The sequence below is a fragment of the Bradyrhizobium sp. GCM10028915 genome (genome assembly GCF_042666195.1).
Classification (GTDB): domain Bacteria; phylum Pseudomonadota; class Alphaproteobacteria; order Rhizobiales; family Xanthobacteraceae; genus Bradyrhizobium; species Bradyrhizobium canariense_D.
This window is the reverse complement of the sequence record NZ_JBHTFN010000011.1, coordinates 54,159-69,855: the sequence shown is the minus strand read 5'-3', so window position 1 is coordinate 69,855 and position 15,697 is coordinate 54,159. Positions and strand designations below refer to the sequence as shown.

General features: G+C 64.0%; 11 protein-coding genes and 1 pseudogene. 7 read left to right on the top strand and 5 right to left on the bottom strand.

Features of this window, described 5'->3' with window-relative positions; genetic code table 11:
* Nucleotides 1-63: 63 nt before the first annotated feature.
* Complete coding sequence (locus ACFQX9_RS08660; protein WP_007598178.1) at nt 64-618, top strand: ActR/PrrA/RegA family redox response regulator transcription factor; 555 nt, start codon at nt 64-66, stop codon at nt 616-618.
* A 121-nt stretch (nt 619-739) separates the two neighbouring features.
* On the opposite strand, the gene ACFQX9_RS08655 is transcribed toward ACFQX9_RS08660, so the two are convergent.
* On the bottom strand, nt 740-1,228 hold the full coding sequence (locus ACFQX9_RS08655) for an MmcB family DNA repair protein (protein WP_018455876.1): 489 nt from the start codon (nt 1,226-1,228) through the stop codon (nt 740-742).
* Nucleotides 1,229-1,487: 259 nt separating this feature from the next.
* Here ACFQX9_RS08655 and ACFQX9_RS08650 point away from each other — a divergent pair, with 259 nt between their 5' ends.
* Nucleotides 1,488-3,185 carry an alpha-amylase family protein gene (locus ACFQX9_RS08650; protein ID WP_377787780.1) on the top strand — a complete coding sequence of 566 codons (1,698 nt, stop codon included), beginning with the start codon at nt 1,488-1,490 and terminating at the stop codon, nt 3,183-3,185.
* Between the two features lie 157 nt (nt 3,186-3,342).
* On the opposite strand, the gene ACFQX9_RS08645 is transcribed toward ACFQX9_RS08650, so the two are convergent.
* On the bottom strand, nt 3,343-4,941 hold the full coding sequence (locus ACFQX9_RS08645) for an alpha-amylase family glycosyl hydrolase (RefSeq protein ID WP_377787777.1): 1,599 nt from the start codon (nt 4,939-4,941) through the stop codon (nt 3,343-3,345).
* Nucleotides 4,942-5,112: 171 nt separating this feature from the next.
* On the opposite strand from ACFQX9_RS08645, the gene ACFQX9_RS08640 reads away from it, so the two are divergent.
* Nucleotides 5,113-5,793 carry an MBL fold metallo-hydrolase gene (locus ACFQX9_RS08640; RefSeq protein ID WP_085361953.1) on the top strand — a complete coding sequence of 227 codons (681 nt, stop codon included), beginning with the start codon at nt 5,113-5,115 and terminating at the stop codon, nt 5,791-5,793.
* Between the two features lie 118 nt (nt 5,794-5,911).
* Here the strand turns inward: ACFQX9_RS08640 and ACFQX9_RS08635 are convergent, their stop codons facing one another.
* Nucleotides 5,912-7,078, bottom strand: coding sequence for a PHB depolymerase family esterase (locus ACFQX9_RS08635; RefSeq protein ID WP_204513086.1), 1,167 nt, complete (start codon nt 7,076-7,078; stop codon nt 5,912-5,914).
* A gap of 141 nt (nt 7,079-7,219) precedes the next feature.
* Nucleotides 7,220-8,632, bottom strand: coding sequence for an MFS transporter (locus ACFQX9_RS08630; RefSeq protein WP_204513085.1), 1,413 nt, complete (start codon nt 8,630-8,632; stop codon nt 7,220-7,222).
* 230 nt (nt 8,633-8,862) lie between these two features.
* Here ACFQX9_RS08630 and ACFQX9_RS08625 point away from each other — a divergent pair, with 230 nt between their 5' ends.
* Both ACFQX9_RS08625 and ACFQX9_RS08620 read left to right on the top strand, forming a co-directional pair.
* On the top strand, nt 8,863-10,098 hold the full coding sequence (locus ACFQX9_RS08625) for an LLM class flavin-dependent oxidoreductase (protein ID WP_204513084.1): 1,236 nt from the start codon (nt 8,863-8,865) through the stop codon (nt 10,096-10,098).
* 64 nt (nt 10,099-10,162) lie between these two features.
* Nucleotides 10,163-11,539: a cytochrome P450 gene (locus ACFQX9_RS08620; RefSeq protein WP_094183357.1), complete on the top strand. Its 1,377-nt coding sequence runs from the start codon at nt 10,163-10,165 to the stop codon at nt 11,537-11,539.
* 89 nt (nt 11,540-11,628) lie between these two features.
* On the opposite strand, the pseudogene ACFQX9_RS08615 reads toward ACFQX9_RS08620, so the two are convergent.
* A pseudogene (locus tag ACFQX9_RS08615) lies at nt 11,629-12,470 on the bottom strand (SDR family NAD(P)-dependent oxidoreductase).
* Between the two features lie 195 nt (nt 12,471-12,665).
* On the opposite strand from ACFQX9_RS08615, the gene ACFQX9_RS08610 reads away from it, so the two are divergent.
* Both ACFQX9_RS08610 and ACFQX9_RS08605 read left to right on the top strand, forming a co-directional pair.
* Nucleotides 12,666-13,631 (top strand): sensor histidine kinase, encoded by a 966-nt coding sequence (locus tag ACFQX9_RS08610; protein ID WP_085349750.1) that lies wholly within the window; start codon nt 12,666-12,668, stop codon nt 13,629-13,631.
* A gap of 208 nt (nt 13,632-13,839) precedes the next feature.
* The gene (locus ACFQX9_RS08605) at nt 13,840-15,576 is read left to right on the top strand and encodes a bifunctional diguanylate cyclase/phosphodiesterase (protein ID WP_204514042.1); all 1,737 of its coding nucleotides are present in this window, start codon (nt 13,840-13,842) and stop codon (nt 15,574-15,576) included.
* The last annotated feature ends 121 nt before the right edge of the window (nt 15,577-15,697 follow it).

The following is a 15,697-nucleotide window of genomic DNA, read 5'->3' as shown; positions in this document are numbered from 1 at the left end:
GGCGCCCTTGGCACCGCCCGATTGCGCCGCCATATGTAGACGCGCTGGAGAGAGGACGAAACCTTGAACGCCATCGCCGAACTGAACGAACAGACCGACCGCTCGCTGCTGATCGTGGAGGACGACAAGCCGTTTCTGGAGCGGCTGTCGCGCGCCATGGAAACGCGCGGCTTTGCGGTGACGTCATGCGACACCGTCTCGGACGGTCTGGCGCAGATCGGCAAGGCGGCGCCGGCATTCGCCGTGGTCGATCTGCGGCTCGGTGATGGCAACGGTCTCGACGTGGTCTCGGCGCTGAAGAAGAAGCGCCCCGACGCCCGCGCGATCGTGCTGACCGGCTATGGCAACATCGCCACCGCCGTCACCGCGGTGAAGATGGGCGCGGTCGATTATCTCTCGAAACCCGCGGACGCCGACGACGTCGTCGCGGCGCTGCTGTCGACCGGCTCGGACAAGTCCGAGTTGCCGGCGAACCCGATGTCGGCCGACCGCGTGCGCTGGGAACACATCCAGCGCATTTACGAGATGTGCAACCGCAACGTCTCGGAGACGGCACGCAGGCTCAACATGCATCGGCGCACGTTGCAGCGGATTTTGGCCAAGCGCGCGCCGCGATAACGGTGCCGTAGGGTGGGCAAAGGCGCAAAGCGCCGTGCCCACCATGTCTGCTTCAATCTTTGACCTGGATGGTGGGCACGCTCCGCTTTGCCCACCCTACGGCATCGCGCTCGCGGCGCCGCTATTCCCAAAACTCCGCATGCCCCTGCGGATCGACCAGCCGGTTGATCCGCAACGCCGCCGCCATGGCGAACCGCACCGTCATCTGCTTGCGCGTGGCCGCAGCGAGCTTGTGCTCGGGCGCCTCGCATTGCAGGTGCGCACCATAGGCATCCGCGATGATCAAGCCGGTATCTTGCGGAAAGATCTCGCAAGGCAGGTCCTGCGTGAAGGCGAAGAACAGCCGGTCGCAATGCGCCCGGTATTCGTGCCATTTCTGATCGGCGCGCAAATCCTCCACCGACGATTTGATCTCGACGATCCAGACCTCGCCGCGTTCGTTCAGCGCGACGAGATCGGCGCGTCGCCCCGAGGGCAGCGGCAATTCGCTGATGCAGGTGAAGCCGAGCGAGCGCAGCAACCGCGCCGTCCCGCGCGCGATCGCCAGCGCCGTCTCGGATTGTCGGCGGTCCGGCGGCGGTACGAGGGCAATGCGGGCGGTGTTGTCCATCGGGGGAGGATAGCCGATTCCTCCGTCGTCGTCCTGGCCTAGTGCGCAATTGCGCACGGGAGCCAGGACCATGACCCCAAGGGATCGTTGGTGCACGAGGGGATCACCACCAGTCCTCGTCAAATTTCGGCCTGTGGTATTCGGTCCTGGATCTGCGCTTCGCTTGTCCAGGACGACGGCGGGGTACGGAACCGCTCTCGCTCTTAACACTTATCACGCAGCCGCCGCACCTCGGCGGAACCACCGAGGCTGCGCGCGCATGATCGACGATCTCTGGTACAAGAACGCCATCATCTATTGCCTGTCCGTCGGCACCTATATGGATGCCAACGGCGATGGCATCGGCGATTTCAAGGGCCTGTTGCGCCGGCTCGATTATCTGCACGGCCTCGGCATCACCACGATCTGGCTGATGCCGTTCCAGACCTCGCCCGGCCGCGACGACGGCTACGATGTCGCGGATTATTACAGCGTCGATGCCCGCTACGGCACGCTCGGCGATTTCGTCGAGTTCACTCATGGCTGCAAGCAACGCGGCATTCGCGTCATCATCGATCTCGTCGTCAACCACACCTCCGACCAGCATCCCTGGTTCAAGGCGGCGCGGAGCGACAGGAATTCGCCCTACCGCGATTGGTATGTCTGGTCCGACAAGAAGCCGGCCAACGCCAATCAGGGCATGGTCTTTCCCGGCGTTCAGAAATCGACATGGACGCGCGACAAGGAAGCCGGCGCCTGGTACTTCCACCGCTTCTACGATTTCCAGCCCGACCTCAACACCTCGAACCCGCGCGTGCAGACCGAGATTTTGAAGATCATGGGCTTCTGGATCCAACTCGGCGTCTCAGGCTTTCGGATGGATGCCGTGCCTTTCGTCATCGCGACCAAAGGCGCCAAAGTGAAAAAGCCGGCCGAACAATACGACATGCTGCGGACGTTCCGTGAATTCCTGCAATGGCGGCAGGGCGATGCCATCATCCTCGCCGAGGCCAACGTGCTGCCGAAGACGGACATGGAATATTTCGGCCGTGATGCCGACCGCATGCATATGATGTTCAATTTCCAGGTCAACCAGCATCTGTTCTATGCGCTGGCCTCGTCCGATTCCCGCCCGCTGGGGAAAGCGCTGAAGGCGACCAAGCCGCGACCCGCCTCGGCGCAATGGGGCCTGTTCCTGCGCAATCACGACGAGCTCGATCTCGGGCGATTGACCAAGGCGCAGCGCGACCTTGTTTTCAAGCGCTTAGGTCCCGACAAGGACATGCAGCTCTACGACCGCGGCATTCGCCGCCGCCTGGCACCGATGCTGGGTGGCGACCGCCGGCGGCTTGAGCTCGCCTACAGCCTGATGTGCACGCTGCCGGGAACGCCCGTGATCCGCTACGGCGACGAGATCGCGATGGGCGATGATCTTTCGCTCCCCGAGCGCAATTGCGCGCGCACGCCGATGCAATGGTCGACGGAGCCGCATGGCGGCTTCACCACCAGCGACAAGCCGGCCTTGCCCGTCATCGACGAAGGACCGTACGGCTATCCGCACGTCAACGTCGCCAAGCAGCGGCGCGATCCGAACTCGATGCTGAACTGGACCGAGCGCATCGTCCGCATGCGCAAGGAGGTGCCGGAGATCGGCTGGGGCGATTTTTCGATCATCGCGACGCGCGATCCCGCCGTGTTCATCATGCGCTATGACTGGCGCAACAATTCCGTGCTGTTCGTGCACAATCTCGACGAGAAGCCGCGCGAGATCGCGTTCTCGGCGGGGCTGCCAGGCGAGGCCGGCGCGCACCTGATCAATCTGCTCGCGGAGGACCACAGCCACGCCGACAAGCGCGGCCAGCACCGCGTCGTGCTGGAGCCCTATGGCTATCGCTGGTACCGCGTCGGCGGATTGGACTATCTGTTGAAGCGGAGCGATATCGACGGGACGGTGCGAGGGAACAAGCATCCGGGGTAGTCAGTGCGACCACGCACTCCGTTGTCGTCCTGGCGAAAGCCAGGACCCATTACCCCAATAGGTGATTGTTGTACGAAGCTATCACCACGAATCTTCGTCAAACCACTCCCTGGGGCAATGGGTCCTGGATCTGCGCTTCGCTTGTCCAGGACGACGGTCAGGGTGGCGTGATGATCACGCCCTCGTTGCCGCGCAGATCCAGCACGCCTTCGATCCGCTCTCGCTCGCGATCCAGGAATGTCGACAGCAGAATCTCGCTGCCGAACCTGATCGCGCTGGTGGTGACCGCGATCGGCTCAGGGCCGAGATTGAGCACCACGGTCACCGCCCTGCCCTCGGCCTCGCGGCGATAGATCAGGAGATCGCCTTGCGCGGCAAGCGGATGATAGTCGCCCGCGACCAGCGGCGGACAGCCCTGCCGCAACGCGATCAGACGCTTATAGAGCGTCAGGATCGAACGTGAATCGGCCTCGAGATCGACGACGTTGTTGCGGATGTGATCCTCCGGCAGCGGCAGCCATGGCCTGACGTCCGAGAAGCCGGCGAAGTTGGAAGAATCCCACTGCATCGGTGTGCGGCAGCCGTCGCGGCCGACACCGATGCCGGGCACGTTCTTCTCGAAGGGGTCGCGCACGTCCTCGGGCGCGATCGCGAGCTGATGCATGCCGATCTCGTCGCCATAGTAGAGCGTCGGCGTGCCGCGCAGCGTCAGCAGCAGCATGGCGGCGACGCGGGCCTGCTCCGGCCCGACGCGGCTTGCGACGCGTGGACGGTCATGATTGCCGAGCACCCAGTTCGGCCAGGCGCCCTTCGGCAGCGCCTTCTCGTAATCCTCGACGATTTTCTCGATCGAGCGCGCGCTCCAGAAGGTCGAGAGCAGCGCGAAGTTGAACGGCATCTGCGCGCCGGTGAGATCGTTGCCGTAATAGGCCATGAGGCGATGCAGCGGCAGATAGATCTCGCCGATCAGGACGCGGGCATCATAGGCATCCGTGACGCGGCGCATCTCGGCGATGACGTCGTGCACCTCCGGCTGGTCGGTGGAATATTGCGTCATTATCTTTTCGTTCGGCGGCCGGCCCTCGGCATAATGCGGATTGGGCGGGTTGTCGCGGAACTCGGCGTCCTTGATCAGATGCCAGATCACGTCGACGCGAAAGCCGTCGACGCCTTTCTCCAGCCAGAACCGCATCACGTCGTAGATTGCCGCGCGGACATCGGGATTGCGCCAGTTGAGATCCGGCTGCTGGGCGAGGAAGGCGTGATAGTAGTATTGGCCGGTGGTCTCGTCGAACTGCCACGCGCTGCCGCCGAACTCGGACAGCCAATTATTCGGCACGCCGCCACCCTCGTCCGGGTCGCGCCAGATGTACCAGTCGCGTTTGGGATTGTCGCGCGAGGAACGGCTCTCGACGAACCAGGGATGCTGGTCCGAGGTGTGGTTCGGCACGAGGTCGAGGATCAGCTTAAGGCCGTTGTCGTGCGCGGCGGCGAGAAGCGCATCGAAATCCGCCATCGTGCCGAACAGCGGCTCGATGCCCGTGTAGTCGGAGATGTCGTAGCCGAAATCGGCCATCGGCGAGGGGAAGATCGGCGACAGCCAGATCGCGTCGACGCCGAGCGATTTCACATAAGGTAGCCGCTGCAAAATGCCGGCGAGATCGCCGACACCGTCGCCGTTTGAATCCTGAAAGGAGCGCGGATAGACCTGATAGAAGATGCCGTCGCGCCACCAATCGCTGCCGCCCTGAGCCATGCGGGAAATCCATCCAAAACTGCTTGTTGCGCGGGAGAACGCGGAAGGAGCGCTCCGGTTCAAACCAGCAGGCGAATTGGGACGGCCGTGTGACGATGTCTGCGGTTGTTCCCAGGCCCCGGGGAGAAATCTTTTGCTTGGCGGCATGGCAAAAATCGGCATTGTGGCGCCATGACCGAGCAAAACGAGACACAAGCTGAGGCCAGCGCGAAGGCAGGCGCGATCATCGTCCCCGTGACGCTGTTCGAGCAGAATTGCACCATCATCTGGGACGAGCCTTCCAAGAAGGCCGTGGTGATCGATCCCGGCGGCGACGTGCCGAAGATCCTGGACGCCATCAAGCAGACCGGCGTCACCGTGGAGAAGATCTGGCTCACCCACGGCCATATCGACCATGTCGGCGGCGCGGCCGAACTGCGCGACGCGCTGAAGGTGCCGATCGAGGGCCCGCACGTCGCGGACAAATTCCTGCTCGACAACGTGGTCGAGAGCGGCGCGCGCTTCGGCATGACGGGGGTGCGCAATTTCGAGCCGGACCGCTGGCTCGACGAAGGCGACAGCGTGGCCATCGGCGATCTCCAGTTCGAGATCTATCATTGCCCCGGCCACTCGCCCGGCAGCGTGGTGTTCTTCAACAAGGACTTGCGCTTCGCCCATGTCGGCGACGTCCTGTTCGCGGGCTCGGTCGGTCGCACCGATCTGCCCGGCGGCAGTCACGCGACGCTGATCGACTCGATCAAGACCAAGCTGCTGCCGCTCGGCGACGATGTCGGCTTCATCTGCGGCCATGGCGCCGGCTCGAGCATCGGCCAGGAGCGGATGACAAATCCGTTCATCACCGGCGAGATGTGAGCGCCTATTCCGCGGCGTCTGCGAACGCCGCGGGCTGGCTCAGGTTGCGGTCACCCCATTCGCGGATCGCAGCGACGACGGGCACAAAACTCCTGCCTTATCGGCGCGACGGCCTGAGTTACTTCATCAATCCCGCGGCCGTGAGCGCGCGCGTAATGATCTGGCCGAGATCGAAGCCGCGGGCCTCCTCGCGCTTCGGTTCGGCCGGCTCTTCGGCGATCGCGGCGCGGATCGAGCGCGCCAGATGCGGCGCGGGCGAGCGGGCCGGCGTCGGCTTTGCCTCCGCCTTCTTCGCAGCGTCGGGAATCCAGCCGGTGAGGCCGAAGAATTTGGCGATGTGATAGGACGAGGAGATGCCGGCCTCGATCAGGAACGCGCCTTCCACGCCATAGCGCTGGTCGTTGTCGGCAAGGCCGAGCGGCGTGCCGTGGGCCATGTCGGTGATGGCGTAGGACTCGACGAGCGTCTCGCCGTCCTTGTTCCACCAGGCCTGGCGCGGATAGCCGTCGATGTCAGTTTCCGCCATCGGCGCCTCGGGCAGATCGTGCAGGTCGAGCCATTGCTTGACGATCTCATTGGCATTGCCGGGATTGACGGTGCGATCGGCGCTGCCGTGCCACACCGAGATCCTCGGCCAGGGCCCGCGATGATTCGAGGCCCGCCGCACCAGATCGCCAAGTTCACGCGCCGGCCGCACCGGGGAATGAAACATCCCGTCGAGCGCCTCGCGCAGATTGGTCGCGATGCCGTAGGGAAGTCCCGCGATCACCGCACCGGCCGCGAAGACTTCAGGGTAGGTCGCGAGCATCACCGACGTCATGCCGCCGCCGGCCGACAGGCCCGTGATGAAGATGCGCTTGGGATCGACGCGATGCGTTTCCGTCATATGCGCGATCATCTCGCGAATCGAACAGGCCTCGCCACTGTCCCGCGCCGTGTCTTCCGGATTGAACCAGTTAAAGCAGGTGTTGCTGTTGTTGATGCGCTGCTGCTCGGGCATCAACAGCGCGAAGCCGTAGTGCTCGGCGAGCGTCGACCATCCGGCACCGAGGTCGTAGCTTGCCGCCGTCTGGCCGCAGCCGTGCAGCACGACGACGAGCGCGCGCGGCTTCTGCAGTTGCGGCGGCACGAACGCGAACAGGCGCAGATTGCCGGGATTGTCGCCGAAGCCCGTGACCTCTTGCAACGGACTGGACGCATCGGCGCTCCGGCCAAACTCGGCGAAGCGCAATCCGTCCAGCTTTGGCAGACGTCTCAAGAGATCGACATTTCTGGTTAACGACACGGCAGCTCCTAGCAGGCGACGTTCAACGTCCACCCAAACCAAATAGTTGCTGCAGCGCAAAATAAAAAGACCGTGTGCTGTCGATGAGGTGCTAAATCTCAGGAAAGCCTGCAGAAATCAGCACGCATTAACCGCAATGCCTCAACTTCGTGCAGATACCCGGCGCATCCACGCCAGGAATGCGGCGCAGATCATGATTAATGTTGCGAACAGTGCGAGCGAGACGAGAAATCCTGCGCGCGCTGATTGCACCGCTTCGACGGCGAAAAACATGGCGCCGATTGCGGCCACTCCGGCCGCATTTCCGACTTGCGCCGTGGTGCCGTACATGCCGGAGGCAGAACCGGCGGCCACAGGCTTCACCGTCGAGAGCACCGCGCCGGAGAGCGGCGCCATCACCAGCCCCTGACCGTAGCCGAACACGATCATGGTGAGCGCGAGCAGGAGCGCGGACGGCGCGTCGACAGAGAACGCGACCAGCGCAAGGGCCGCGAGGCCCGCGATCTGAAGCGCGCAGCCTTCGATCAAGACCCTGGTGCCGCGATGGCGCGCCCGTGCGCCACTATGGCGCGAGGCCACGACGAAAGCGAGCGCGAGCGGAATGAAGGCCATGCCGGCCGCGAGCGGCGGGATTTTCAGCCCTCGCTGCATGAACAGCGTCATGACCAGATAGAACGAGAGATTGGCGGAGAAGAAAAAGAACGCCGCGCCAAGGCCGCGCAGGAAAGCGGCGTCCGCCAGCAGCGAGAGATCAATCAGCGGCATGCCGCCGGCGCGTGCCACCGCATGCTCCAGCTTCGGGAACGCCAGGAGGATCGCGGCGCCGACCGCCATCACCAGCCACAGCCACGGTGCCCAGCCGACATCGTGACCCAGCAGCAGCGGACCGATCATGCACAGCAATCCGGCGAACAGGACGATGCTGCCCGTGATGTCAAGCCGCGTGTCGGCGCGATGCGGTGCCGAGGGCATGATGCGCCAGGCCGCCACCGCGATCACGAGACCGCACGGCACATTGACGAAGAACACCGAGCGCCAGCCGGTGCCGGCGAGATCGATCGTGACCAGGAGACCGCCGAGCAGAAAGCCCGCGGCACCCGCGAGCCCCAGCACAATGCCGTAGATGGCGAAGGCGCGGTTGCGCTGTTCGTCGGTGAACAGGAGATGCAGCGTCGCCAGCACCTGCGGCACCATCAGCGCGGCGGAGGCACCCTGCGTCAACCGCGCGACGATCAACTCCGAACCGGATCGCGCCAGTCCGCACCACAGCGACGTCAGGGTGAAACCGAGCAGGCCAGCCAGGAACACGTTCCTGGTGCCGTGAATGTCGCCAAGCCGGCCGCCGGTGACGACCAGCGTGGCATAGGCGATCAGGTAGATCGCGATGACGGATTCGATCTGAGCCGGCGACGCCTTCAACTCGACCGCGATGGTCGGAATGGCGACGTTGACCACGAAGGCATCGACGCCGAACATGAACTGGGCGGCCACGACGATCGCCAGCACCCACCAGCGACGCGACGTGTCGACCTGCTTTGTGACGGTTTGATGCATCGGCGCGTGATCCTCGGATGTCCTTGCCGATCATCTCAGACCGCATGCGGCGCCGCGATTACCTCGAAGGTAGGATCCTCGCGCGTTCCGCCTCTCTCAGCGTGCCGGGAGAGGAAGACGACATACGCATGGCTGCATTCCGCCGCGCGGGACATCGCGCGATTGCGTTCGCTGTCTCCAGCACGTAGCTTCGCGCCACAAACAAAAAAATGTAAGCCGGAGAGAACGCCATGGCGCGCCTGAAGTTCGGAGCCTTCCTTGCCCCGCATCATCCGATCGGGGAGCATCCGATGCTCCAGTTCCGGCGCGATCTCGACCTGGTCGAGCAGTTAGATAGCCTCGGTTATGACGAGTTTTGGTGCGGCGAGCATCATTCCTCCGGCTGGGAGATGATCGCCTCGCCGGAGATGTTCCTGGCGGCCGCCGGCGAGCGCACCAAGCGGATCAAGCTCGGCACCGGCGTGGTGTCGCTGCCCTACCACCATCCCTACAACGTCGCGCAGCGCATGGTGCAGCTCGACCACATGACCGGCGGCCGCGCCATCTTCGGCTCAGGCCCCGGCGCGCTCGCCTCCGACGCGCATACGCTCGGCATCGATCCGATGACGCAGCGCGACCGCCAGGACGAGGCGATCGGCGTGATCCGCCGCCTCTTCGACGGCGAGCGCGTCACGGCGAAGAGCGACTGGTTCACCATGAACGACGCTGCGCTGCAGCTCCTGCCGCTGCAGGAGGAGATGCCGTTCGTCGTGGCCTCGCAGATCTCGCCCTCCGGCATGACGCTCGCCGGAAAATACGGGATCGGCATCATTTCGCTGGGTTCGATGACGACGCAGGGGCTGATGTCGCTGCAGCAGCAATGGCAGTTCGCCGAGGACGCGGCGAAAAAGCACGGCACCAAAGTCGATCGCGCGAACTGGCGCGTGCTGCTGACCTGGCACATCGCCGAGACCCGCGAGCAGGCGCGCCGCGAGGCCGGCCCCGGCCTAATGCGCTGGCACAATGAATATAATGTCGGCACGCTGCAACGGCCCGGGCTCACCGCGTTCGCCTCACCCGACGAGGCCGTGGACAAGACCGCTTTCGTCGACGGCGCGGCCTCCGTCATCGGCACGCCCGACGACCTCGTCAAGATGATCAAGAACGTGATGCAGGTCTCCGGCGGAATCGGCGCCGTCATCGGCTTCGTGCACGACTGGGCCAATCCGGAGAACACGCGCCGGAGCTGGGACATGGTCGCGCGCTACGTGGTGCCCGAGATCAACGGCTACATCGACGGCTTGCGCAAGTCGCAAAAATTCGTGATCGAGAACCGCGCGATCTTCGAGCGCGCGGGACAGGCCGTGATGGCCAAGATTATGGAAAACGAAAAGGCCGCCGAGGCGCTGAAGGTGACCGGCGCCGGCCGCGTTGCGATTCCGGCCGTCAATGCGCCGGATTTGCAGAAGGAAGCGGCGAAGCGGTAGGCGCGGAGTCATCGCAGCTGGATTGTGTTATGTTGGCCGGGTCCAGCCAACCGGAGCAATCGTCATGTCGATGCAGAATGTGGCCGCCCCTGCGCACGGCTTCACTCCGCCCAAGCGCAACGAGCTGACCCACATCCCCGGCGACGAAGGCTGGCCGATCATCGGCAAGACCTTCCAGGTGCTCGCGGACCCCAAAGGGCATATCGAGGCGAACGGCGCCAAATACGGCCTCGTCTATCGCACGCATTTCTTCGGCGAGACCAATATCGTGCTGCTCGGCCCCGAGGCCAACGAGCTCGTGCTGTTCGACCAGCAAAAGCTGTTCTCCTCGACCCATGGCTGGAACAAGGTGCTCGGCCTGTTGTTTCCGCGGGGATTGATGCTGCTGGATTTCGAGGAGCACCGGCTGCACCGCAAGGCGCTGTCGGTCGCATTCAAGTCCGGCCCGATGAAGTCGTATCTGAGCGATCTCGACCGCGGCATCGCCGCCCGCGTCGCGCAGTGGAAGGCCAAGCCCGGCGAGATGCAGCTTTATCCGGCGATGAAGCAGCTCACGCTCGATCTCGCCGCCGCGTCCTTTATCGGCGCCGATATCGGGCCGGAGGTCGACGAGATCAACCGGGCCTTCATCGACATGGTCGCCGCTGCCGTCGCCCCGATCCGCCGACCGCTGCCCGGCACGCAGATGGCGGCCGGCGTCAGGGGACGCAAGCGCATCGTGGCTTATTTCCGCGAGCAGATTCCGCTGCGACGCGGCAATCTCGGCGGTGATGATCTGTTCTCGCAGCTCTGCCGCGCAACCCACGAGGACGGCGCGCTGCTCTCGGAACAGGACATCATCGACCACATGAGCTTCCTGATGATGGCGGCGCACGACACGCTGACCTCGTCGCTGACGTCGTTCATTGGCGAACTCGCGGCAAATCCCGGCTGGCAGGACAAGCTTCGCGCGGAAGTCATGGCGCTGGGGCTCGCCCCTGACGCGCCAAGCAGCTTCGACGATCTCGAAAAGATGCCGCTGTCGGAGATGGCGTTCAAGGAAGCGCTGCGGATCAAGCCGCCGGTGCCCTCGATGCCGCGCCGCGCTATGCGCGATTTCAGCTTCAAGGGTTTTTCGATTCCGGCCGGCACCGCGATCGGCGTCAATCCGCTCTACACCCACCACATGAAGGAGATCTGGCCGGAGCCGGACCGCTTCGATCCTCTGCGCTTCACCGAAGAGGCCCAGCGCAACCGCCACCGCTTCGCCTGGGTGCCGTTCGGCGGCGGCGCGCATATGTGCCTCGGCCTGCACTTCGCCTACATGCAGGCCAAATGCTTCGCGCGGCACTTCCTGCAGAACATCGAGGTATCGCTGGAGCCGGGTTACAAGCCCGACTGGCAGATGTGGCCGATCCCCAAGCCGCGCGACGGATTGCGGGTGCGGGTGAAGGCGGTTTGAGCATCGCAGTCGTCATTGCGAGCGATGCGAAGCAATCCTGACTTCCTCTGCGGAATGCTTCGTCGCTTCGCTCCTCGCAATGACGAAAACTACCCGGCCCCCTGATCGAACGCCTTGCGCAAGGCCACGTAGCCCTGCTGCTGCTGGCTCCAGTTGCGGCCGCCGGTCATCGCGCCGTCGATGACGAGGTCATGGCCGTTGATGAAGCTGGATTCGTCGCTGGCCAGGAACACCGCAGCATGGGCGATGTCATCGGGAAGGCCGGCGCGCGGGATCGGCTGCGCGGTCTTGTAGACCTCGCGCATCACGGCCGGCGTCTTCTCCGCCGCGTCGGTCGAAAGCCCGAGCGCCTTGCCGAAAATGCCGGTCGCGATGGCGCCGGGCGAGATCGAGTTGACGCGGACGTTGGATTCGCCGAGCTCCATCGCCACGCATTTGGTGAGATGGATCACCGCCGCTTTGGCTGCACCATAGACCATCGATGACGAGAAGCCGGCAAGACGGCCGGCGATGCTGCCATTGTTGATGATGCTGCCAAATCCCTGCTTCTTCATGTGCGGCGCGGCGTGCTTCATGCCGAGCATGACGCTGCGCAGCAGGGTCGCCATCGCCGCGTCAAAGCGCTCGACCTCGAGGCCTTCGATGCCGCCGGTCTGCGCCGGACCGCCGGCATTGTTGAACAGGCAGTCGATGCGGCCGAATTTGTCCACCGCGAGCGCGATCAGCGCCTGCATCTGCGCTTCGGCCGTCACATCCGTCTGGCGGAAGACGCAATTCGCCCCGAGCTGCTCGCCAGGGCCTCGCCTTCCGGTATGCGCCGGCCCGCGATCACAATTTTGGCACCTTCGGCAACGAAGACTTCTGCGGTCCGCAACCCGATCCCGCTCGTCGCGCCCGTGATCACCGCGACCTTGCCATCCAGCCTGCCCATGGAATGTCCCTGTTTTCGAACCCCTTGACGCCAAATGGCGGACACCGATCGACGACGGCGCCGCGACGGTCGGCGCCGCGGCAGGCACTATTCCTGCCGGCTTCCGACAAGGCAAGCTTTGCTTGGGGCCGGCGACATGCGTAACATTCCTGGCGATCGCTCGATTGTCGAACGGATATCGCGACCGGACTGCGCATGGGGAAGCTGATCGACGAATTCCGCAAGGGCTGGCAGGGCGTGGCACCGCCGTCGCTCGGCCTGAGCCTTGCGTTTGCGGTCGCCTGCCTGCTGGTTGCGACGCTGGCGCGCTGGGCCCTCGCCCATGTGCGGCCCGACGTCTATTTCACGCCGTATTTCCCGGCCGTGTTCTTTGCAGCCGCGTTCGGCGGCTTCCGCATCGGCATCATCACGGCGCTGGTGGGCGGCGTGCTCGGCGTCGTCGTGAATTTCGGCGATGCCTTTGCCGATAACGCGCGATTCGCCCTGCTGGCGCTCTATTGGGCGGTCTGCGCGCTCACCATCTGGGGCGTCGAGCACTATCGCTCGCTCCTCGTCGAGCAGCGGCGGATTTCCAGACGCCTGATCGAGGAAGAAGACTACCGCAAGCTGCTGGTCGACGAGCTCCAGCACCGGCTGAAGAACAAGCTGTCGACGGTGCATGCCGTGCTGCATCAGGTGCTGCACGATCAGCCGCAGATCTGGGCCCGGATCGATCCGCGGCTGCGGTCGCTTGCCGCGACCGACGATTTGATCTCACGGATCGACAAGGCCGGCTGCGACATTCGCGACCTCCTGATCTCCGAGCTCGGCCCTTACGGCCATGTCCGCTTCACGCTCAACGGCGACCGGCTGTTCCTGCCGCCGAAACTTGCGGTCACGCTGTCCCTGATGTTTCACGAACTCGCCACCAACGCAGGCAAATATGGCGCGTTCTCCGCGCCGCGCGGGCTGTTGCAGGTGTCATGGACCGTCAGCGACGATCGCCTGACCGTGACCTGGGATGAAACCGAGGGTCCGAGCGTCGACAAGATCTCCGAGCCGGGTTTCGGCACCAAGCTGTTGAAGTCGGCGCTGTCGGCCTTCGACGGCAAGACGGAGGTCTCCTATCTCAGGACCGGACTTCATTGCACCATGCAATGCCGTATCCCCAAGGACGGTTAGACGCGGCGCCAACGAAACCCGTTCGCGCGCGTCGTTCGCGGTTTCACCGGACGCGTTGACGCCCTGTTAATGACGATAGGCTGCGCGCGTCGCATCGCCGCAAAACACCACCGTAATTCTCCGGGCCCCTTAACCAAACTTAAGAGGGAACCGCGCAAGATCGCGGCCATTGCAAAGGCGCGCTGAAACAACAAGATTCATGACTTCTATGAACGACAACAAATATTCCGGCGCGAGCGAAGCCGAACTCGGATTTCTCAAGGAAATCGTTAGAATGCTGCCTGCCGGCCTGACCGTGCAGGACGCGCAAGGCGAACTTCTCCTGGTCAACGATGTCGCGGCTGCCCAGCTCGGCATGGACGGCAGCCGCCCCTCGCGCGATCTCGCGTCGCGCCTCGAAGCCTGCCGGCAGGCCCTGAGCTCCGGCCAGGCGGTCGTCGCCGAGGAAGCGCTCCACGACGGAGCCGCACGCCAGGTGCTGCTGACCACCCATCGTCCGGTCCGCCTCGACGGACGCGAGCTGCTGATCTCGGCCTCCTCCGACATCACCGAGCAGAAGAATTTCGAGGACCAGCTGTTCCGCTCGGCCTATTTCGACGATCTGACCGGCCTGCCCTCGCGACGCGTGATCGAGCATCGCGCCACCAGCCTGCTCGCGCAGGGTCGCACCGGCGATCGCTTTGCGCTCGCCTTTCTCGACGTCGACAATTTCAAGCACATCAACGACTATTACGGCCACGCCGTGGGCGACGCCCTGCTGGTCGAGCTGTCGAAGCGGCTTGGACGCGGCTTGCGCGACTCGGACATGCTGTCGCGCATCTCCGGGGACGAATTCCTGCTGCTGCTATCGCCGATCCAGAACCAGGAGGAAGTCGCCGAATTCATGCAGTCGACGCTGGAGCGGCTGACGGCGCCGTTCTTCATCGACAATTCGGAAGTGTTCGCCTCAACCTCCGTCGGCATCAGCCTCTACCCCGATCACGGAAGCAGCTTCGAGACACTGCGCCAGAACGCCGACATCGCGATGTACCGCATCAAGAATGACGGCAAGGGATCGGCGGCCTTCTTCGATTCCAGCATGGAACGCGAGGCGCTGGCGCGGATGAAGATCGAGCAGTCGCTGCGGCAGGCCATCCTGGAGAAGCGCTTCTGCTGCGCCTTCCAGTCCAAGGTCGACATCCGCACGCAGGACGTGAAGGGCATCGAGGCCCTGGTGCGGCTGCGCGACGACGAGGGCGTGATCCAGGCGCCCGGCTCGTTCATCAATCTTGCCACCGAGCTGGGGCTGATCGACGAGCTGACCCATCTCGTGCTCGCCGAGATCGTCAAGTCGATCGACCTCATCAACGAGACGTTCGGTGCGGAAGCGACCATCAGCATCAACGTCGCGGCCAAGCAGGCCGGCAACCCGGAGTTCATGCGCAGCTTTGCCCAAGCGCTCGACTACACCGGCTTTCCGCAGCGCTTCATGATCGAGGTGACGGAAGACGCCTTCGTCGCCAAGAATCATTTCCAGGCCGAGATCCTGCCGATGTTCCGCAAGCTCGGCGTCGCCATCTCGATCGACGATTTCGGCACCGGCTATTCCTCGCTCTCGGCGCTGGCCGACATCACCGCGGACGAGATCAAGATCGACCGCTCCTTCATCACCGATATCCATAAGCGTCCGCGCAACCAGGGCATCCTGCGCGCGATCGAATCCCTGAGCGAAGCGCTCGGCATGACCGTGATTGCCGAAGGCATCGAATCCTACGAGGAGCTCGCCTACCTCCAGGCTGCGACCAAGATCCGTTACGCGCAGGGCTATTATTTCTCCCGGCCGATCTTCCTGGAGGAGCTGAAGCTCGCAACGCCCGTCTCCAGCGAAGCACGCGCCAGCGTCACAAACCGCTCGACGCAGCAGAACCGGCAGGGCTATTCCCGCGCGAACGGATACCGACGGTAACCCCCGGCCTGATCGTTACTTTGCAAAGCCTGAGCGACCCGTTCCACGGGTGAGGTCAACAATTGCATCTGCCGATTTCCTCGGCAGAAGCGATCCGGCGCGGCCGGGCCGGACAATATCA

Bases quoted from the DNA above. Each gene is read 5' to 3' on its own strand.
- ACFQX9_RS08655 (WP_018455876.1), bottom strand. From the start codon at position 1,228: ATGGACAACACCGCCCGCATTGCCCTCGTACCGCCGCCGGACCGCCGA.
- ACFQX9_RS08650 (WP_377787780.1), top strand. From the start codon at position 1,488: ATGATCGACGATCTCTGGTACAAGAACGCCATCATCTATTGCCTGTCC.
- ACFQX9_RS08645 (WP_377787777.1), bottom strand. From the start codon at position 4,941: ATGGCTCAGGGCGGCAGCGATTGGTGGCGCGACGGCATCTTCTATCAG.
- ACFQX9_RS08640 (WP_085361953.1), top strand. From the start codon at position 5,113: ATGACCGAGCAAAACGAGACACAAGCTGAGGCCAGCGCGAAGGCAGGC.
- ACFQX9_RS08630 (WP_204513085.1), bottom strand. From the start codon at position 8,632: ATGCATCAAACCGTCACAAAGCAGGTCGACACGTCGCGTCGCTGGTGG.
- ACFQX9_RS08625 (WP_204513084.1), top strand. From the start codon at position 8,863: ATGGCGCGCCTGAAGTTCGGAGCCTTCCTTGCCCCGCATCATCCGATC.
- ACFQX9_RS08620 (WP_094183357.1), top strand. From the start codon at position 10,163: ATGTCGATGCAGAATGTGGCCGCCCCTGCGCACGGCTTCACTCCGCCC.
- ACFQX9_RS08610 (WP_085349750.1), top strand. From the start codon at position 12,666: ATGGGGAAGCTGATCGACGAATTCCGCAAGGGCTGGCAGGGCGTGGCA.
- ACFQX9_RS08605 (WP_204514042.1), top strand. From the start codon at position 13,840: ATGAACGACAACAAATATTCCGGCGCGAGCGAAGCCGAACTCGGATTT.